The sequence below is a fragment of the Micromonospora sp. NPDC049240 genome, assembly GCF_040647835.1.
Lineage (GTDB): Bacteria > Actinomycetota > Actinomycetes > Mycobacteriales > Micromonosporaceae > Micromonospora.
In genome coordinates, this window is sequence record NZ_JBEZCX010000016.1 from 55,638 (window position 1) to 74,258 (window position 18,621).

Consider the following 18,621-nt stretch of genomic DNA (forward strand, 5'->3'; position numbering starts at 1 on the left):
CGCCGCCCCGACCGGTCAGCCGTCGCGCTCCGGATACCCGATCGGCACCGCGGAGACGTCGTCCAACGCCGTGACGATCTCGTCCGGCAGCGTCATCCGTTCCACCTGGAGCGCGCCGAGGAGCTGCCCGACCGTGCGGGCGCCGAGGATCGGCGCGGTCACGCCCGGTCGGTCCCGGATCCAGGCCAGCGCCACCTCCAGCGGCGACACGCCGAGCCCGCCGGCGGCGATCGCCACCGCCTCCACGATGCTGGAGCAGCGGGGCTCCAGGTACCTGCCGACGAACCGGTCGAAGTGCGGCGACACCGCCCGCGAGTCCGCCGGGCGGCCGTTGCGGTACTTGCCGGTGAGCACCCCCCGGCCCAGCGGCGACCAGGGCAGCACGCCGAGGCCCATCTCGGCGCAGGCCGGCAGCACCTCGCGCTCGATGCCGCGCTCCAGTAGCGAATACTCCACCTGGGCGGCGACCACCGGGGCGCGCCCCGGCCAGGCGGCCTGCCAGGCGGCGGCCCGGGCGGTCTGCCAGCCGGAGAAGTTCGACACGCCGACGTACCGGGCCCGGCCGCTGGAGACCGCGTGGTCCAGCGCGGCGAGCGTCTCCTCCAGCGGCGTGTCCGGGTCGTACCCGTGCGCCTGCCACAGGTCCACGTGGTCGGTGCCGAGCCGGCGCAGCGACGCGTCGAGCGTGCGCAGCAGGTGCCCGCGCGAGCCGTCCCGGCGTCGGCCGCTGCCCGGCCGCAGCCCCGCCTTGGTGGCGATGAGCAGCTCGTCGCGGTCCACCAGGCTGCCCAGCAGGGAGCCGATCACCGACTCGGCGTCGCCGTCGGCGAACACGTCGGCGGTGTCGACGAGGTTGCCGCCCGCGTCGAGGTAACTCTTCAGCTGGGCGGCCGCGTCGTCCGCGTCGGTGTCCCGTCCCCAGGTCATGGTGCCGAGCGCGAGCCGCGAAACCGCCAGCCCGCTTCGGCCGAGCGGTCGCTGTTGCATGCGTGAACCTTATTTCGAAGCCGGCGTCACGGATATCCTCGCCGCAGTCAACTTCCCGCGCGACCGCAACCGGGTGTGACGTGTTCGGGCGAGCCGGTCGTCGGTGCCCCCAGCGGCATTGCGTAACCTGATGCGACCTGTGGTGCGGACGGTGGGAGGATCATGCGACTCGGGCTCAGCCTCGGATACCAGACGGCGTGGAGCACGCCCGCCGACCACCTGGCGCTCGCCCAGGAGGCGGACCGCCTCGGCTACTCGGTGGTGTGGGCCGCGGAGGCGTACGGCTCCGACTCGCCGAGCATGCTGGCCTGGATGGCCGGGCAGACGGAGCGGATCGACCTGGGCTCCGCGGTCATGCAGATCCCGGGCCGCACCCCGGCGATGACCGCGATGACCGCGACCACCATCGACGCGCTCTCCGGCGGCCGGTTCCGGCTCGGCCTGGGCGTCTCCGGCCCGCAGGTCTCCGAGGGCTGGCACGGCGTGCGGTTCGCCAAGCCGCTGGCCCGCACCCGGGAGTACGTCGACATCGTCAAGCTCGCGGTGGCCCGCAAGGAGGTCGCCTACGACGGCGAGCACTACACGCTGCCGCTGCCGGACGGGCCGGGTAAGGCGCTGCGGCTGGGCTTCCATCCGCCGCGCGCGCACATCCCGATCTACCTGGCCGCGGTCGGCCCGAAGAACCTGGAGCTGGCCGGCGAGATCGCCGACGGCTGGCTGGCCGTCTTCTACGCCCCGGAGTTCGCCGAGGAGCAGCTCGCCTCGGTCCGGGCCGGGCGGGCCGCCGCCGGCAAGGAGCTGGCCGGCTTCGACGTGGTGCCGTCCGTGCCGGTGGTGGTCGGTGACGACGTCGCCACCTGCGCCGAGCTGGTCCGCTGGTACGCCGCGCTCTACGTGGGCGGGATGGGCAGCCGGAAGCAGAACTTCTACAACCAGCTCGCCACGAGGATGGGCTACGGCGACGCGGCCCGCGAGGTGCAGGATCTCTACCTGGCCAAGCGGCAGCGGGACGCCGCCGCCGCGGTGCCGATCGAGTTCATCGACCGGACGTCGCTGCTCGGCCCGAAGGAGCGCATCGCCGAGCGGATGCGGGAGTATGCCGCCGCCGGCGTGACCACGCTGTCGGTGACGCTGTTCGTGGCCGACCGGGACAGCGGCGTGCAGACGCTGCGTACCGTCGCCGAGGCCCTCGACCTGTCCGGGGTCGGCGAGTGACCTGGATCGAGGCCATCGTCCTGGGCGTCGTCCAGGGGCTGACGGAGTTCCTGCCGGTGTCGTCCTCCGGCCACCTGCGGATCACCTCGGCGATCTTCTTCGGCCGCGACGCGGGCGCGTCGTTCACCGCGGTGACCCAGCTCGGCACCGAGGCCGCGGTGCTGATCTACTTCTTCAAGGACATCTGGCGGATCGTCCGGACCTGGTGCCTGGGCCTGGTGGACCGTTCGGTGCGCTCCAGCCTCGACTACCGGATGGGCTGGTACGTCATCGTCGGCACGATCCCGATCGGGATCCTCGGGCTGCTCTTCAAGGACCAGATCCGCACCGCCGGCCGCAACCTCTACCTCATCTCCTTCACGTTGATCTTTTTCGCCCTGGTGCTCGCGTTCGCCGAGTACTGGGGGCGGCAGACCCGCACGCTGGAGAACTTCCGGATGCGTGACGGCGTCGCGATGGGGCTGGGGCAGGCGATGGCGCTCATTCCCGGCGTCTCCCGGTCCGGCGGCACACTGACCGTCGGCCTGTTCCTCAACCTCACCCGGGAGACCGCGGCCCGCTACTCGTTCCTGCTGGCCATTCCCGCCGTGGTGATCTCCGGCGTGTTCAGCCTGCCGGACGTCTTCGAGCCGTCCGCGCCGGGCACCGCCGCACCGAGCGTGGCCCAGATGGCGGTGGCCACGCTGATCGCGTTCGCCATCGGGTACGCGGCCATCGCCTGGCTGCTGCGTTACGTCGCGCACCACACGCTCTACCTCTTCGTGATCTACCGGGTGGCGCTCGGCACGCTGGTGCTCTGCCTGCTGCTCACCGGCACGATCAGCGCCACCTGATCCGGACGTACGCCGAAGGCCGGCACCCCACCCGGGGTGCCGGCCTTCGCGGTGTCAGCTGTTCCAGTGCTCGGCGACGAGGTCGGCGGCCTGCTGCTCCCACTGCGCGTAGTGGTCGGGGTAGGCGCTGACCTGGACGGTCTGCGCGGCCCGGGTCAGCGGCATGTCCTGCCAGCCGTCGACCTGCTTGAGGCCCTTGAGGAAGGCCAGGGTGGCGTACTCGGGGTCGGTGATCTGCTCGACCGTGCCCCACCCGGAGGACGGGCGCTGCTGGAACAGGCCCTGCGAGTCGTGGTCGTTGCGGTCGCCGAGGTGGCCGAGGTTCTCCAGCTTCGACTCCTGCAGGGCGGTGGCGATGGAGACGACCGCGGCGCGCTCGTCCATGCCGGCCTTCTTGGTGGCGGCGATGATCGCCTTGACGTTGGCGGTCTGCTCGTCGTCGAGGTCGATGCGGGACTGGGCGCCCTGCACGCCGTGCGGGATGAGCGCGGCGGTGTCGAGCTTCGTCTGCACGGCCACGGCGCTCTCGCGCGGGGTGGGCGTGGTGTCCTGGTGGTTCAGCGGGCCGGCGGCGAGGCCACCGGCGACGGTCAGACCGGCGATACCGAGGATGCTCTTGCGCAGCATGGTGTTCATGGGGGCTCCGTTCGGGGGTCGACGCACCGGGCGGGGTGCGTGGCACCGTCAGGCGCTCGTCTCGGGGGATCCGGCCGGGCCACGGGGCGGGGGCCTCGTCGTGGCTGCCGAACCGGGTGCAACGACCGGCGCCCCACCGTCATTCCCGGGGTCTGCCCGGGGGCGGGATAGCTGCGCGGCCGTTCACCCGGTTACAACGCCGCCCACCCCCCGCCGATTCCGCCCGGCGGGTGTCACCCACCACCCCCGAATCGGACACCCACCCCAAACGGCCCGTCCGCCCCGGTGACCATGAGGTTGGCGGCGTGCGGTGTCCGTTTCGTCACCGTCAACCTCATGATCACCGCAGCGGCGACGTCGGGTGGGGGGTGCGCGGTGGCGGGTCCGCTGTCGGGGGTGGGCACGGCCTAGGGTGGTCAGCGTGGCGACCCTTCTGCTCTTGCGACACGGCCGGACGACCGCGAACGCCGACGGCGGCCTGGCCGGCCGGCAACCGGTCGAGCTGGACGACACCGGCCGGGCCCAGGCCGCGGCCGTCGGCGGGCGCCTCGCCGGGTTGCCGCTCGCGGCGGTGGTGAGCAGCCCGCTGATCCGCTGCCGGCAGACCCTCGACCTGGCGTTGCCCGGCGTCGAGCCGGTGGTCGAGGAGGGCCTGATCGAGTGCGGCTACGGCGCCTGGGAGGGGCAGGCCCTGAAGAAGCTGGCGAAGGAGCCGCTCTGGCCGGTGGTGCAGCAGCACCCCAGCGCCGCCGCCTTCCCGGAGGGCGAGTCGATGGCGGCGATGTCCGCGCGGGCGGTCGCGGCGGTGCGGGCGTGGGACGCGCGCGTCACGGCGGAGCACGGGCCCGAGGCGGTCTGGCTGGCGTGCAGCCACGGCGACGTGATCAAGGCGATCGTGGCCGACGCGCTCGGCGTACACCTGGATCTCTTCCAACGGATCGTGGCCGACCCGGCGTCGGTCACGGCGATCCGCTACACGCCGTTGCGGCCGTTCCTGGTGCGGCTCAACGACACCGGCGGCGACCTGTCGACGCTGGTCCCGCCGCCGCGCAAGCGGCGTCGGCGGGCGGTGCGGGCGACCGAGTCGGACGCGGCGGTGGGCGGCGGCGCGGGGGCGGCGCGGTGAGCCGGCCGGCCGCGGCGGCCCGGCGTGTTGCGCTCTGGGCGGATTCGGCGTCGGTGGGCTGCGCGGTGCTTCCGCGCTCCGGATAGGGTCGTGGGTATGACGCACCAGGTGCACGCGTTCGAGCCGCCGGAGCGGTTCGTCGCCGGAACGGTCGGCCCGCCTGGGGAGCGCACCTTCTTCCTCCAGGCGCGTGGCGGTGGCCGGCTGGTCAGCGTCGCGCTGGAGAAGGTCCAGGTGTCGCTGCTCGCCGAGAAGCTGGAGGAGCTGCTCTCCGAGGCGCAACGCCGGTTCGGGGTGAAGCTGCCGGAGGCCGCTCCGGTGGTGCTGGGCGACAACGAACCGCTCGACACCCCGGTCGACGAGGAGTTCCGGGTCGGCACGCTCGGCCTGGCGTTCGACGTGGACACCGCCACCGTGGTGATCGAGGCGATCGCCGTGGGCGAGGCGGAGACCGAGGTCGAGCTGGGCGACGCGGAGACCGACGAGGTCGAGATCGACGAGGAGCCGGACGAGCCCGACGACGACCTCGACCGGCTCCGGGTGCGGCTGACCCCCGAGGCGACCCGCGAGTTCATCGAGCGCGCCAAGCGGGTGGTCAACGCCGGCCGGCCGCCCTGCCCGCTCTGCGGCCAGCCGCTCGACCCGGCCGGTCACCTCTGCCCCCGGCACAACGGCTATCACCGGTGACCTCGTCGGAACTGCAACCCCGACAGGACGCCGCGCAGGCGCTGCGGCTGCTGGCCGACGGCGAGCTGACCCTGGAGGGGCGGCTGGTCGACGCCTCCAACGCCACGCTGCGCGGCGCGGTCGCGCTCGGCGAGATCACCGCGCACTGTGTCTACAAGCCGGTCCGCGGCGAGCGCCCGCTCTGGGATTTTCCGGACGGCACGCTCGCCGGCCGGGAGGTGGCCGCCTACCTGGTCTCCCGCGCCACCGGGTGGGACCTGGTGCCGCCGACCGTGCTGCGCGACGGCCCGTTCGGCCCCGGCTCCTGTCAGCTCTGGATCGACGAGCCGGCGGACGCCGAGCCGCTTGTCGGCTTCGTCCCGGCCGAGGCGGTGCCGCCGCGTTGGTTCCCGATCGCCGCGGCCCGGGACGACGACGGGGCGGCGTACGCGCTGGCGCACGCCGACGACCCGCGGCTGGCCCGGCTGGCCGTGCTCGACGCGGTGATCAACAACGCCGACCGCAAGGGCGGGCACGTGCTCGTCGGCGCCGACGACCGCATCTACGGCGTGGACCACGGCGTCAGCTTCCACGTCGAGGAGAAGCTGCGCACGGTGCTCTGGGGCTGGGCGGGTCGCCTGCTCCCACCGGACGCGGTGGAGATGCTCGACGCGCTGGCCGGCCGGCTCGACGGCGCGCTCGGCGAGGAGCTGGCCGAGCACCTCACGCTCGGCGAGGTCGCGGCGGTCGCGGCCCGGGTGGAGCGCCTGCGGGCCGACGGCCGGTTCCCGCTGCCGCCGGAGGAGTGGCCGGCCATGCCCTGGCCGCCGATGTGAACCGGTGTCGCGTTGATCACCCGAGGGGCGGCACCCGAGCGCCTGACGGATCGTTAGGCTGGCGGTCATGGAGTCTTGGACGGGACACGAGGTGCCACGGCTGCCCGGTGAAGGCGTGCCGCTGAGGTTGTACGACTCGGCGCGGCAGGGCGTCCACCCCTCCCGGCCGGACGGCGTCGCCACCCTGTACGTCTGCGGCATCACCCCGTACGACGCCACCCACCTCGGGCACGCCGCCACCATGATCACGTTCGATCTGGTGCAGCGGATGTGGCGCGACGCCGGCCTGACCGTGCGGTACGTGCAGAACGTCACCGACATCGACGACCCGCTGCTGGAGCGCGCCGAGCGCGACGGCGAGGACTGGAAGGTCCTGGCCATGCGGGAGACGGCGCTGTTCCGCGAGGACATGGAGTCGCTGCGCATCATCCCGCCGGCGCACTACGTCGGCGCGGTCGAGTCGATCCCGGACATCGCCGACCGGGTGCTCGTGCTGCTCAAGGACGGCGCGGCCTACCGGCTCGACGACGGCACCGGCGACGTCTACTTCGACATCTCCGCCACCGGCACGTTCGGCTACGAGTCCAACCTGTCCCGGGCGCAGATGCGGGAGATCTTCCCGGAGCGTGGCGGCGACCCGGACCGCGCCGGCAAGCGGGACCCGCTCGACCCGCTGCTGTGGCGCGGCGCCCGCGAGGGCGAGCCGTCCTGGCCCGGTGGCGACCTCGGCCCCGGCCGTCCCGGCTGGCACATCGAGTGCGCCGTCATCGCGCTGAACCTGCTCGGCGACCGGATCTCCGTGCAGGGCGGCGGCAACGACCTGATCTTCCCGCACCACGAGTGCTCCGCGGCGCACGCCGAGCGGCTGACCGGCGCGGCGCCGTTCGCCGACCACTACGTGCACGCCGGCATGATCGGCCTGGACGGCGAGAAGATGTCGAAGTCCAAGGGCAACCTGGTCTTCGTGTCCCGGCTGCGCGCCGACCGGGTCGACCCGATGGCGGTGCGGCTGGCCCTGCTCGCCGGGCACTACCGCACCGACCGGTCCTGGACCGACGAGCTGCTCGTCGAGGCGCACGAGCGGCTGGACCGCTGGCGGCGGGCCGCCGCCGCGCCGTCCGGCCCGTCGGGCGAGGCGTTCCTGACCGGGGTACGCGAGCGCCTCGCCGACGACCTCGACACACCGGGCGCGCTGGCCGCGGCCGACGCCTGGGCCACCCAGACGCTGGCCGGCGTCGCCGACGATCCGTCCGCCCCCGCCCTGTTCGCCGACGCGCTCGACGCCCTCCTCGGCATCCGCGTGTAAGGAAGGGCCCCCGGTTAACGCCTCCGGTAGAGGGGGCCCCTTCTCACCACCTCACCGGCGGGGCGGATCAGCCGAGGACGAGACCCGGGTCGGGGCTGGGGTCGGGGGCCGGGGCGGGGATCTTGTACTCCTCGGTGAGCGTGGTCATCGGGCCCGGCCAGGTGGCCTGGGCGACCTCGATCGGTTTGCGCCGCTCGTCGTACGCGACGTGCAACAGGTGCAGCACCGGCGTGTCCGGGCGGATCTGGAGGATCTCCGCCTCCTCCCGGCTGGGCTGGCGGGCGCTGATGGTGTCCGTCGCGGTGACGTAGCGGCGGCCGGTGGCCTCCTCGGCCTCCTGGTAGAGCGGCCGGCCGAACGCCTCGGCCCGTTCCAGTGAGCTGCCGGCGGTGTCGGCGGGCAGGAACCAGGACGCGCCGACCTCGACCGGGGAGTCCTCGGTGCGGACCAGGTGCCGCCGGCAGAGCAGCTCGGTGCCGTCGGCGACGCCGAACGCGTCGGCGACCTCCGGCGGGGCGGCGGCGCGACCGACGGAGACGAGCTGCTGGCGGTACCGGGCGGCCAGGTCGGTGTGGTAGCCGCGGAAGCCGCCGTACCGGCCCCGGGCCAGGCGGTTGAGTCGGCGGCGGGTGCCCCGGACGTACGTGCCGGAGCCCGGTTTGGTGATCAGGATGCCCTCGACCCGGAGCTGGTCGACGGCGCGCTGGACGGTCTGCTTGGCCACGCCGAACAGCTCGGCGATGGCCGGGATGGACGGCAGTCGCTCGCCCGGCGCCCAGTCGCCGCGGCGCACCCGGTCCTTGAGCTGCGCGGCGATCTGCCGGTGCGGGAACTCGGCCGCGCCGGGGTTGATCTGCATGTCCGCCTCCTCAGAACAGCTAGGTTCCTAGGATGCCCTACCGGACGTGACGCCGCCACCCCGAACACGCGAAAAGGCCGGGCCCACGGGGGACCCGGCCTTCGAACGAACCAGCTACCAGGAACCCGCGGTGGGCCCGGCGGAACCGCCCCGACGGCGCAGGTACTTCTCGAACTCCTGCGCGATCTCGTCCCCGGTCAACGGCGTGATGCCCGCGTCGCCGACGCGTTCCTCCAGCTCACGGACGTACTCACCGAGCTCGGCGTCCTGCTCGGCGGCGCTGCGCACCCGCTGCTCCCACTCGGCCGCCTCCTCGGCCAGGTCGGCCATCGGCACCGGCAGGTCGAGCACCTCCTCGACGCGGTGCAGCAGCGCCAGCGTCGCCTTCGGGCAGGGCGGGTTGTTGGCGTAGTGCGGCACGTGCACCCAGAACGACACCGCGTCGACCTCGGCGCGGGTGCACGCGTCGTGCAACACCCCGACGATGCCGGTCGGCCCGTCGTAGCGGGTGGGAGTGAGCTGGTAGCGCTTGGCCGCGTCGGCGTCGGACGCGCTGCCGCTGATCGGCAGCGGCCGGGTGTACGGCACGTCGGCCAGCAACGCGCCGAGCAGCACCACCCGCTCGACCTCCAGGCTGTGGCAGATCTCCAGCACCTGCTCGCAGAACGTGCGCCAGCGCATGCTCGGCTCGATGCCGCGGATCAGCACCACGTCCCGCTCGGTGCCCTCCGGGCTGGCCACCATGAACCGGGTGGTGGGCCACTCGACCCGGCGGGTCTCCCCGTCGGCCATGGTGATGGTCGGCCGGCTCACCTGGAAGTCGTAGAAGTCCTCCGGGTCCAACTCGGTCACCTGCCGGGCCTGCCAGACCTGTTCGAGGTGCTCCACGGCGGCGGTGGAGGCGTCCGCGGCGTCGTTCCAGCCCTCGAAGGCCGCGATCGCGACCGGTGAGCGGAGTACCGGCAGCCCGTCGAACTCGGTCACGCCGTCACCTCACCCTGCTCGTCGGGAGCGGTGCCGCCCCGTCGCACGGTCGCGTCCCTGATGTCCTTCACGTCCGCCAGCCTACGTGTCGCCGCTGGAGCCGGCCCGTCGGCCGCGCCGGTCACTCGGCCGGACCACCCGGCCGAACCGGATGAAAGGTACGCGGTGATCCGGCCGACATTATGTGGGATGGCGTGATGGGAGTGACCGTGGCGTCGCTCGGCGCACTAACCTGACCGGGTGGCTACTTCGTTGCGCGACCTGCTGGCGGACCGGATCCTCATCGCCGACGGGGCCATGGGGACGATGCTCCAGGCCGCCGACCTCACCATCGACGACTTCGACGGCCTCGAGGGCTGCAACGAGATCCTCAACGTCACCCGGCCGGACGTGGTCCGCGGCGTGCACGAGGCGTACCTGGCGGCCGGCGCGGACTGCGTGGAGACCAACACGTTCGGCGCGAACCTGCCGAACCTCGCCGAGTACGGCATCGCCGAGCGCATCCGGGAGCTGTCCGAGGCCGCCGCGCGGATCGCCCGTGAGGCCGCCGACGCGTACACGACGCCGGAGCGGCCCCGGTTCGTGCTCGGCTCGATGGGCCCCGGCACCAAGCTGCCCACGCTGGGGCACGCCAGCTACGCCTCGCTGCGCGACGCGTACCAGGAGAACGCCGCCGGTCTGATCGCCGGCGGGGCCGACGCGTTGATCATCGAGACCTGTCAGGACCTGCTCCAGGTCAAGGCCGCGGTGGTCGGCTCGAAGCGGGCCCGCGACGCGGCCGGCCGGGACGTGCCGATCATCTGCCAGGTGGCCGTGGAGACCACCGGCACCATGCTGCTGGGCAGCGAGATCGGCGCGGCGCTGACCGCGATCGAGCCGCTCGGCGTCGACCTGATCGGCCTCAACTGCTCCACCGGCCCGGCCGAGATGGGCGAGCACCTTCGCTACCTGTCCCGACACTCGCGCATCCCGGTGTCCGTGATGCCGAACGCCGGACTGCCGGTGCTGACCGCCGACGGGGCGTACTTCCCGCTCGGCCCGGAGGAGATGGCCGACGCGCTGGAGCAGTTCGTCGACGACTACGGCGTGGGCCTGATCGGCGGTTGCTGCGGCACCACGCCGGAGCACATCCGGGTGCTGGTGGAGCGGCTCGGCGGGCGGCGCCCCTCGGCCCGGGCGCCGGAGCCGGAGGCGGGTGTCTCCTCGATCTACCACCACGTGCCGTTCGCGCAGGACGCCAGCGTCCTGATGGTGGGGGAGCGGACCAACGCCAACGGCTCGAAGGCGTTCCGCGAGGCGATGCTCGCCGCCGACTGGCAGGCCTGTGTGGAGATCGCCCGCAACCAGGCCCGCGACGGTTCCCACCTGCTCGACCTCTGCGTCGACTACGTCGGCCGGGACGGCACGCAGGACATGCGGGAGCTGGCCGGCCGGTTCGCCACCGCGTCCACGCTGCCGATCGTGCTGGACTCCACCGAGCCGGGGGTGATCGAGGCCGGGCTGGAGATGCTCGGCGGCCGGTGTGTGGTCAACTCCGTCAACTTCGAGGACGGCGACGGCCCCGACTCCCGCTACGCGCGGGTCATGCCGGTGGTGCGGGAGCACGGCGCCGCCGTGGTGGCGCTGCTCATCGACGAGGAGGGCCAGGCGCGTACCCGGGAGTGGAAGGTCCGGGTGGCCAGCCGGCTGATCGACGACCTGACCGGCCGCTGGGGGATGCGCCGGGAGGACATCCTCATCGACGCGCTGACGTTCCCGATCGCCACCGGGCAGGAGGAGACGCGCCGTGACGGCATCGAGACGATCGAGGCGATCCGGGAGATCGTCGCCCGCTATCCGGGGGTGAACTTCACCGCCGGCATCTCGAACGTCTCGTTCGGGCTCAACCCGGCGGCCCGGCAGGTGCTCAACTCGGTGTTCCTGCACGAGTGCGTCCAGGCCGGTCTGAGTTCGGCCATCGTGCACGCCAGCAAGATCCTGCCGATGTCGCGGATCCCGGACGAGCAGCGCGAGGTGGCGCTGGACCTGGTCTACGACCGCCGGCGCGAGGGTTACGACCCGGTGCAGCGGTTCATCGAGGTGTTCGAGGGCGTCGACGCCGCGTCGGCGCGCGCCACCCGGGCCGAGGAGTTGGCCGCGCTGCCGTTGGAGGAGCGGCTCAAGCGGCGGATCATCGACGGCGAGCGCAACGGCCTGGAGGCCGACCTGGACACCGCGATGGCCGAGGGTCGCACGCCGCTGTCCATCATCAACGACCTGCTGCTGGACGGCATGAAGGTGGTCGGCGAGCTGTTCGGCTCGGGCCAGATGCAGTTGCCGTTCGTGCTCCAGTCCGCCGAGGTGATGAAGACCGCGGTGGCCTACCTGGAGCCGCACATGGAGAAGGCCGACGACGACGGCAAGGGCCGGATCGTGCTCGCCACGGTGAAGGGCGACGTGCACGACATCGGCAAGAACCTGGTCGACATCATCCTGTCCAACAACGGCTACGACGTGGTCAACATCGGCATCAAGCAGCCGATCAACGCGATCCTCGACGCGGCCGAGGAGCACCGGGCCGACGCCATCGGCATGTCCGGGCTGCTGGTCAAGAGCACGGTCATCATGAAGGAGAACCTGGCCGAGATGGCGTCGCGCGGCGTCGCCGAGCGTTGGCCGGTGCTGCTCGGCGGGGCGGCGCTGACCCGGGCGTACGTCGAGGACGACCTGCGGTCGATCTACCCGGGGCAGGTGCACTACGCCCGGGACGCGTTCGAGGGTCTGTCGCTGATGGACCGGGTGATGACGGCCAAGCGGGGCGGCGCGCCGGTGGTGGACCCGGAGCGGGAGGCCGCGCTGGCGGCCCGCCGGGAGCGCCGGGAGCGGCAGCGCGCGCAGGTGCGCGAGGCGCTGCCCGAGCTGGACGACGCCTCGGTGCGCTCGGACGTGGCGGTTCAGGTGGCGGTGCCCACGCCGCCGTTCCTCGGCACCCGGGTGGTCAAGGGTGTGCCGCTGGCCGACTACGCGGCGCTGCTCGACGAGCGGGCCACGTTCCTGGGGCAGTGGGGGTTGCGCGGCGCCCGGGGCGGCACGGGCCCGACGTACGAGGAGCTGGTGGAGACCGAGGGTCGGCCCCGCTTGCGCTACTGGCTGGATCGGCTGATCGCCGACCAGGTGTTGGAGGCGGCCGTGGTGTACGGCTACTTCCCGGCGTACTCCGAGGGCAACGACCTGGTGGTGCTGGACGAGAACGGGCACAGCGAGCGGGCCCGGTTCTCCTTCCCCCGGCAGCGGCAGGAGCGTCGGTTGTGCCTGGCGGACTTCTTCCGCCCGAAGGGCGACCAGTTGGACGTGGTGGCGTTGCAGTTGGTCACCGTGGGGCAGCCGATCAGCGAGTACACGGCGAAGATGTTCGCCGCCAACGAGTACCGCGACTACCTGGAGGTGCACGGCCTGTCGGTGCAGCTCACCGAGGCGCTGGCGGAATACTGGCACCGGCGGGTCCGGTCGGAGCTGGTGCTGCCGGGCGGCGGCACGGTCGCCGACGACGACCCGGCCGACCTGGCCGGCCTGCTGCGCAACGACTACCGCGGCTGCCGGTACGCGTTCGGCTATCCGGCCTGCCCGGACCTGGAGGACCGGGCGAAGGTGGTGCAGTTGCTCGGCGCGGGGCGGATCGGCGTGCAGTTGTCGGAGGAGTTCCAGCTCGTGCCGGAGCAGGCCACCGACGCGATCGTGGTGCACCACCCGGAGGCGAACTACTTCAACGCCAAATAGGGTTCGCGCCCTCGTCCTTGATCCACTCCGCCTCGCCGGAGAAGGGTGTGGCCCCTCCGTCGCCGGAGGGGCCACACCCGGTTCTGGTCAATCTTCAGGGGTGGGGTGGCCCTGCGCCGTAACGGTCAGACGACCGTGCAGGCGATGCCGTTGAGGGTGAAGGCGGTCGGCTCAGTGGTGTTGCCGCTGGTGTTGGCCTGGAAGCCGATGTTGATGGTGGCCCCGGGGGCGATCGCGGCGTTGTAGTCGACGTTGCGGGCGCTCACCTGGCCGCTGGACGGCGAATAGGTGGCACCCCAGCCCGAGGTGATCGACTGGCCCGAGGGCAGGTTGAAGGCCAACGTCCATCCGTTGATCGCCGAGGTGCCGGTGTTGGTGATGTCGATGCTGGCCGTGAAGCCGGAGCCCCAGGAGTTCATCGTGTAGGCGACCCGGGGACCGGTACCCCCACCCGGGGTCGGGGTGACGGTGGGCGTGGGGGTCGGGCTGGGGGGCGGCGTGCCGTTCACGCTGGTCACGAAGGTCGTGATGCTCCGGGCGGGCAGTGTGACGGTGAGGGAGCCGTTCGACATGGTGAGCGCGCCCTGGGGTGCGACGGTCCGGCTCGCGTCGGTCAGCCAGTTCGAGACGCTGCCGGTAGCGGTGGTGCCCGACAGGGTGAACTGCTGGCTCACCGAGGAGGTGTTCTTGTTGACGGCGACGATGACGACGGTGTTGCCGCCCCGGTACGCCGAGACGTAGACGTTCGATGCCGGGTTCGCCGTCGCGTCGATCCGGGTGTACCCGGGCCGGACGAACCGGGCGAAGTGCGCCATCATCGCGCCACGCTTGCTGACCTGGCCGTCCTCCCGCATGGGGCCGTAGCTGCGCCGCAGATACCACCAGACGTACGCCTGGAACTCGGCGTCCACCATGGCGCGGTGGATGTGCTCGCCCACATCGAGCGCCTCGGGCCAGGCGTCGCCCGAGTTGGTGTTGCTGTTGGGGTAGTAGACCTCGGTCATCCACAGCTCTTTGCCCGCACCCTTCTGCTTGAAGAGGGGGTACGGGAAGTTCGAGTACGACGTCCCGTAGAGGTGGGCCCCGACGATGTCAACGTTGGCCAGCGCCGTGGGGTCGTTGAGAATCGGGTCGGACATGGACTTGATGTACTGGAACGACTCGGGTGCCATGACCCGAGTGCTGATCGAGCCGGCGTTCTCCCGCAGGAACTTGACCATCTCGGCGGAGGTCCACCACGTCCAGTCGTGTGCGTAGTCTGGCTCGTTCTGCACGGAGATGCTGTACAGGGGCACCCCGTTGTTGCGCATGTACGTGGTGAAGTCGTTGAGGTGCTGCGCATAGGCGGCGTACGAGCTGTAGCGGAGCCGCTTCGCGTTGGTCTGGCTGCCGCGGGTGAAGGTCTCGATCATGCTGGCGGGCGGGTTCCACGGCGAGGCGAAGACGGTCACCCCGAGTTCGGCTGCGCGCTTCGCCGTCGCGAGGTCACGGCCGAAGTCAGCCGAGCTCTCGCCGACCGGAATCCGCAGAATGGAGAAGCCCAGCCGACCCTCGCCGGTGCCGAACGCCGTTTCCCGCTGGGCGGCCGTCAGGTCGCCGATCCAGGCCGCGTGGGCCATGGCGCCGTAACCCTTGATCGTCTGCCGCTGCGCCGACAGGTTGATGGTCGCCGGCGCGGCCGAGGCTCCGGTGGCTCCCAGCAGCGTGGTCGCCGCTGCCGAGACCGGTACGGCCCCCATGGTTATCAGGACGGCTCTCCGGCTCAGCATTCGCCGCTCGCCGTTGACCGGCCTGTTCTGGTCGTGCGTCATTGTGCGCCCTCCTGGCTGGTGGTGATACGCGCGTGCACCGGTCCTGTCCGGACCGGGTCGGCACCGCCCCTCCAGCGTCGCCCTGGGGACTGCCCTTGACCCCGGCGTCAATGACCCGTCGGCCCTCATCGACTGACGTCGCTGTTAGCGTTAACAAGTCGTTAGTTTAGGTTCCGGCCCAATGCGGGTCAAGCGCGCGGCGGGTCACTGTGCAGGTGAACAGACACCCGTTTCGATTCCGGTCACGACTGGACTGCCTGGCCGGGGCGCGCGGCCCTCGATCCCTGACCGGGATGGTCACCCGGACGTGTTTTGGTGCTCTCTTCCGGCTATGTGAAGAAGTGTCCGGTCTTAACGTGAGGTCGCATGCCGGCAAGGGCCCGAAGCCCGTCGGCCCGTCCGAAAGGCGACGACCATGCCCGACATTTCGCGACGCACGTTGCTCCAGGCCACCGCCGCCGTCGGCGCCGGGGCGGTCGTCGCACCGGCCGTGCTCGGCGGGCCCGCCCATGCGGTCACCGGCACCGACGGCTCCGGGGCGCCCGTCTGGGCCGAGTGCCCGCCGGCGCAGCTGACCGGCCGCATCGTGCGGTTCGGCGACCCCGACTATCCGACCGCGAGCCTCGGCTGGGACGAGCTGTTCGTCCGTAACCCGCTGGTCATCGTGTTCGCGCAGAACACCCAGGACGTGGTGAACGCGCTCGCCTGGTCGCGGCAGAACAACGTCGCGCTGCGGGTACGCAGCGGCCGGCACAGCCTTGAGGGCTGGTCGAACGTGGACAACGGCATCGTGATCGACGTCAGTGAGCTGAAGTCTGCCGACATCAACCCGGCCACGCTCACCGCGCGCGTCGGCGCCGGGCTCAACCAGTTGGAGGCGGTCACCGCGCTCGCCCAGCGGGGCCTCGCGGTGACGACCGGTACGGAGGGCAGCGTGGGCCTGTCCGGGGCGACCCTGGGCGGGGGTTTCGGCTTCCTGACCCGCTGGCTCGGCATGGCCTGCGACAACCTGATCGGGGCGGAGATCGTCGTCGCGTCCGGGGCGAACGGCGCGAAGGCGATCGAGGTGGATCTGCGCAACCGCCGGGACCTGCTCTGGGCGTTGCGCGGGGCGGGTAACGGCAACTTCGGCATCGTCACCTCGCTGACCTACCGGGTGGCCCCGCTGCGCGGCGTCGCCTACCTCCAGGCGACCTGGTCCGGCCTCGACGACCTGCGGGGCGTCTTCGACCGGTGGCAGCGCACCGCGCCGTTCACCGACGTCCGCCTCGGCTCCCAGCTGGAGATCCACAGGTCGCAGATCCTGCTGTTCGGCGTGCTCGTCGAGGGCACCGAGGCGGAGGTGCGGAGGCTGCTGGAGCCGGTCCTGTCGGTCGGCGCCCCGCAGGTCACGGTGCAGATCGGCGGGTGGGGCGACATCTATGCCGGGTTCCAGGTTCCGACCCAGGACGAGCCCGCGAACTGGAAGTTCTTCTCCCAGTTCACCCGCCGGCCGTTCCCGCCCGAGGCGATCGAGACCATCCGCTCCTTCATGGCGGTCGCGCCGACCGATGCCAGCAACTTCTTCACCCAGGCGTTCGGTGTCGGCGCGCAGGCGAAGCAGCCGGTCGGCGGCTCGGCGTTCCCGCACCGCGACGCGATCTTCTACTCCGAGCCCGGCGCGGGCTGGGGGACCCGGGGCGTGCCGGACAGCGGCGACGCCCTCACCCCGGCGGCCCAGGCGTGGATCGCCGAGTTCAGCCAGGCGTTGCGCCCCTACGTCGACGGCGCCTACGTCAACGTGCCGAACATCGGCATGCAGGAGTGGGAGACCGCGTATTGGGGGCCGAACGTCGAGCGCCTCCGCAGGATCAAGGCGATGTACGACCCGCACAACGTCTTCCAGTACGAGCAGAGCATCCCGCCCGCGTCGTGCTGAGCTGGTGCGGTGTGGACACCGCACTAGCCGCGGGCGGGCCCGTCGTCCGGCATGCCCTCCCCGGAGGCCCGGGGCGCGGTGCGGAGGATGTCGCGGGCCTGTTCGGCGGCGCGGGTGATGCTCTCGCTGATGAAGTCGAGGAAGCGGGCGATGTTCTCCAGTCGGGCGGCGGCCGGGGTGTCGGGTCCGAGCAGGGCGACGCCCCGGCGGGCGACGGCGACGAGGTGGTCGTTGGCCCGTGCGCTGGCGATCGTCGCCTGGTAGAAGAGGTCGTCGTCGACGACGTAGCGCTCCCGGCGACTGTCGTCGCGTTCCCGCCGGACCAGGCTCTGCCCCGCCAGGAAGGTGATCGCCTTGGAGACCGAGGCGGGGCTGACCTGGAGGTGCCGGGTGAGGTCGGCCGCGGTGAGACTGCCCTCGTCGCTGGTGAACAGGCAGGTCAGGACCCGGGCCGCCATCGTGGGCAGGCCCGAGGCCATGAGAACGGTGGTCAGCGTCTCCTCGTACTCGGTCATGGCCTCGGCGTCGCGCCCCCGCGGCTGGGGGAGTGACCCCGCCCCGCGGGAGCTGGCGGTCGTGCGCCGCCGGGCGCGACGTTCGGTGGCGCGGTGGGCCAGCTCGGCGCGGTAGGCGGTGGGGCCGCCGTTGCGCATCACCTCGCGGGTGATCGTGGAGGTCGGCCGGTCGAGGCGTCGGGCGATCTCCGCGTAGGCGAGGCTCTCGGCCAGCCCGGCCGCGATCCGTTGGCGTTCCTGCTGGGTGAGTCTGCCCCCCGGCACCGTGATCTCCTCCCGTCCGGCCGTGTCCGCTGGGCAGCATAGCGTTCACCACCAGGCTATTGCAACGAACGTCGGTTGCGGTGTTGCGTTAATTCCAGGTCCGTTGCAACGATTGCACTAACTTGAGCTGGACAAATACAGCTTGGATGCAACGAGGTTGTTGCCGTGCAATAGAAAGCAACGTAGCGTTTCCGGTGTTGGAAATGAGCAACGGAAACCCCTGGGAGAGCTCGATGCAGACGTTCGCCACCCCCGCCCCGATCGCCGCCGTCCTGGACGTCCCCGCCGGTCGCATCCAGGTCATCGCGGCGGACCGCGCCGACACCACGGTCGAGGTCCGACCCGCCGACGCCGCCAAGGGGCGTGACGCCCGGACCGCCGAGCAGGCGGTGGTCAGCTACGCCGACGGCGTCCTGCGGATCCACGTCCCCGAGCCCACCAACCGGCTCCTCGGCGCCCCCGGCTCCGTCGAGGTCACCGTGCGGCTGCCTGCCGGCTCCCGCGTCCAGGCCAGGTCCGGCGCCGTCGAGGTACGCGGCGTCGGCCGCCTCGGTGACGTCACCGTCGACGGCGCGTACCGGCAGGTCAAGCTCGACGAGGCCGCCAGCGTGCGCCTGACCGCGACCGACGGCGACGTCGAGATCGGCCGGCTCACCGGCGCCGCGGAGATCAGCACCGCCCGGGGCGACATCCGGATCGCCGAGGCGCTACGCGGCACGCTCGTGCTCCGCACCCGCTCCGGCGACATCACCGTCGCCGCCGCCAGCGGCGTCCCGGCCACCCTGGACGCCGGCACCGACCACGGCCGCGTCAGCAACGCCCTGCGCAACGACGGTGCCGCCGCGCTCGACATCCGCGCCACCACCTCGCACGGCGACATCACCGCCCGCAGCCTCTGAATCCGACCGA

At 72.0% G+C, this 18,621-nt stretch carries 15 protein-coding genes; 9 read left to right on the plus strand and 6 right to left on the minus strand.

The features are described 5' to 3' along the window. Positions 1 to 15: 15 nt before the first annotated feature. Positions 16 to 987 (minus strand): aldo/keto reductase, encoded by a 972-nt coding sequence (locus tag AB0B02_RS23755; protein ID WP_107155557.1) that lies wholly within the window; start codon positions 985 to 987, stop codon positions 16 to 18. 162 nt (positions 988 to 1,149) lie between these two features. Here AB0B02_RS23755 and AB0B02_RS23760 point away from each other — a divergent pair, with 162 nt between their 5' ends. Continuing rightward, positions 1,150 to 2,202: an LLM class F420-dependent oxidoreductase gene (locus AB0B02_RS23760; RefSeq protein WP_357303589.1), complete on the plus strand. Its 1,053-nt coding sequence runs from the start codon at positions 1,150 to 1,152 to the stop codon at positions 2,200 to 2,202. Continuing rightward, positions 2,199 to 3,035 carry an undecaprenyl-diphosphate phosphatase gene (locus AB0B02_RS23765; RefSeq protein ID WP_281940712.1) on the plus strand — a complete coding sequence of 279 codons (837 nt, stop codon included), beginning with the start codon at positions 2,199 to 2,201 and terminating at the stop codon, positions 3,033 to 3,035. Before AB0B02_RS23760 ends, AB0B02_RS23765 begins: the two co-directional genes overlap by 4 nt. A 54-nt stretch (positions 3,036 to 3,089) precedes the next feature. Here the strand turns inward: AB0B02_RS23765 and AB0B02_RS23770 are convergent, their stop codons facing one another. Then, positions 3,090 to 3,671 carry a hypothetical protein gene (locus tag AB0B02_RS23770; protein WP_281940715.1) on the minus strand — a complete coding sequence of 194 codons (582 nt, stop codon included), beginning with the start codon at positions 3,669 to 3,671 and terminating at the stop codon, positions 3,090 to 3,092. A 412-nt stretch (positions 3,672 to 4,083) separates the two neighbouring features. Between AB0B02_RS23770 and AB0B02_RS23775 the strand changes: the two genes are divergently transcribed. The 4 genes from AB0B02_RS23775 to mshC all read left to right on the plus strand — a co-directional run bounded on the left by AB0B02_RS23775 (position 4,084) and on the right by mshC (position 7,605). Beyond that, positions 4,084 to 4,797 (plus strand): histidine phosphatase family protein, encoded by a 714-nt coding sequence (locus AB0B02_RS23775; RefSeq protein ID WP_281940716.1) that lies wholly within the window; start codon positions 4,084 to 4,086, stop codon positions 4,795 to 4,797. A gap of 96 nt (positions 4,798 to 4,893) precedes the next feature. Beyond that, positions 4,894 to 5,484, plus strand: coding sequence for a DUF3090 domain-containing protein (locus tag AB0B02_RS23780; protein ID WP_281940717.1), 591 nt, complete (start codon positions 4,894 to 4,896; stop codon positions 5,482 to 5,484). After that, positions 5,481 to 6,299 carry an SCO1664 family protein gene (locus AB0B02_RS23785; RefSeq protein ID WP_357303594.1) on the plus strand — a complete coding sequence of 273 codons (819 nt, stop codon included), beginning with the start codon at positions 5,481 to 5,483 and terminating at the stop codon, positions 6,297 to 6,299. The genes AB0B02_RS23780 and AB0B02_RS23785 overlap by 4 nt, the downstream gene beginning before the upstream one ends. Before the next feature lie 67 nt (positions 6,300 to 6,366). Next, positions 6,367 to 7,605: a cysteine--1-D-myo-inosityl 2-amino-2-deoxy-alpha-D-glucopyranoside ligase gene (gene mshC, locus AB0B02_RS23790; protein ID WP_357303597.1), complete on the plus strand. Its 1,239-nt coding sequence runs from the start codon at positions 6,367 to 6,369 to the stop codon at positions 7,603 to 7,605. Between the two features lie 67 nt (positions 7,606 to 7,672). Here mshC and AB0B02_RS23795 read toward each other — a convergent pair whose 3' ends face one another. Both AB0B02_RS23795 and AB0B02_RS23800 read right to left on the minus strand, forming a co-directional pair. Further along, positions 7,673 to 8,464 (minus strand): GntR family transcriptional regulator, encoded by a 792-nt coding sequence (locus tag AB0B02_RS23795; RefSeq protein ID WP_281940721.1) that lies wholly within the window; start codon positions 8,462 to 8,464, stop codon positions 7,673 to 7,675. Between the two features lie 114 nt (positions 8,465 to 8,578). After that, positions 8,579 to 9,448: a PAC2 family protein gene (locus AB0B02_RS23800; RefSeq protein WP_030504102.1), complete on the minus strand. Its 870-nt coding sequence runs from the start codon at positions 9,446 to 9,448 to the stop codon at positions 8,579 to 8,581. A gap of 240 nt (positions 9,449 to 9,688) precedes the next feature. Between AB0B02_RS23800 and metH the strand changes: the two genes are divergently transcribed. Continuing rightward, complete coding sequence (gene metH, locus AB0B02_RS23805) at positions 9,689 to 13,204, plus strand: methionine synthase (RefSeq protein WP_357303601.1); 3,516 nt, start codon at positions 9,689 to 9,691, stop codon at positions 13,202 to 13,204. Positions 13,205 to 13,329: 125 nt separating this feature from the next. On the opposite strand, the gene AB0B02_RS23810 is transcribed toward metH, so the two are convergent. Then, positions 13,330 to 14,943, minus strand: a complete 1,614-nt coding sequence (locus AB0B02_RS23810; protein ID WP_357303604.1) for a cellulose binding domain-containing protein — start codon at positions 14,941 to 14,943, stop codon at positions 13,330 to 13,332. A 487-nt stretch (positions 14,944 to 15,430) separates the two neighbouring features. On the opposite strand from AB0B02_RS23810, the gene AB0B02_RS23815 reads away from it, so the two are divergent. Next, positions 15,431 to 16,933, plus strand: coding sequence for an FAD-binding oxidoreductase (locus AB0B02_RS23815; protein ID WP_357303608.1), 1,503 nt, complete (start codon positions 15,431 to 15,433; stop codon positions 16,931 to 16,933). 23 nt (positions 16,934 to 16,956) lie between these two features. Here the strand turns inward: AB0B02_RS23815 and AB0B02_RS23820 are convergent, their stop codons facing one another. After that, positions 16,957 to 17,712 (minus strand): helix-turn-helix domain-containing protein, encoded by a 756-nt coding sequence (locus AB0B02_RS23820; RefSeq protein ID WP_281940727.1) that lies wholly within the window; start codon positions 17,710 to 17,712, stop codon positions 16,957 to 16,959. 203 nt (positions 17,713 to 17,915) lie between these two features. Here AB0B02_RS23820 and AB0B02_RS23825 point away from each other — a divergent pair, with 203 nt between their 5' ends. Then, positions 17,916 to 18,611, plus strand: coding sequence for a DUF4097 family beta strand repeat-containing protein (locus AB0B02_RS23825; RefSeq protein ID WP_357303612.1), 696 nt, complete (start codon positions 17,916 to 17,918; stop codon positions 18,609 to 18,611). Positions 18,612 to 18,621 lie beyond the last annotated feature (10 nt).

Excerpts from the sequence above, each read along its gene's own strand:
- AB0B02_RS23755 (WP_107155557.1), bottom strand. The coding sequence starts at position 987 with ATGCAACAGCGACCGCTCGGCCGAAGCGGGCTGGCGGTTTCGCGGCTC.
- AB0B02_RS23760 (WP_357303589.1), top strand. The coding sequence starts at position 1,150 with ATGCGACTCGGGCTCAGCCTCGGATACCAGACGGCGTGGAGCACGCCC.
- AB0B02_RS23770 (WP_281940715.1), bottom strand. The coding sequence starts at position 3,671 with ATGAACACCATGCTGCGCAAGAGCATCCTCGGTATCGCCGGTCTGACC.
- AB0B02_RS23780 (WP_281940717.1), top strand. The coding sequence starts at position 4,894 with ATGACGCACCAGGTGCACGCGTTCGAGCCGCCGGAGCGGTTCGTCGCC.
- mshC (WP_357303597.1), top strand. The coding sequence starts at position 6,367 with ATGGAGTCTTGGACGGGACACGAGGTGCCACGGCTGCCCGGTGAAGGC.
- AB0B02_RS23795 (WP_281940721.1), bottom strand. The coding sequence starts at position 8,464 with ATGCAGATCAACCCCGGCGCGGCCGAGTTCCCGCACCGGCAGATCGCC.
- AB0B02_RS23810 (WP_357303604.1), bottom strand. The coding sequence starts at position 14,943 with ATGGGGGCCGTACCGGTCTCGGCAGCGGCGACCACGCTGCTGGGAGCC.
- AB0B02_RS23815 (WP_357303608.1), top strand. The coding sequence starts at position 15,431 with ATGCCCGACATTTCGCGACGCACGTTGCTCCAGGCCACCGCCGCCGTC.
- AB0B02_RS23825 (WP_357303612.1), top strand. The coding sequence starts at position 17,916 with ATGAGCAACGGAAACCCCTGGGAGAGCTCGATGCAGACGTTCGCCACC.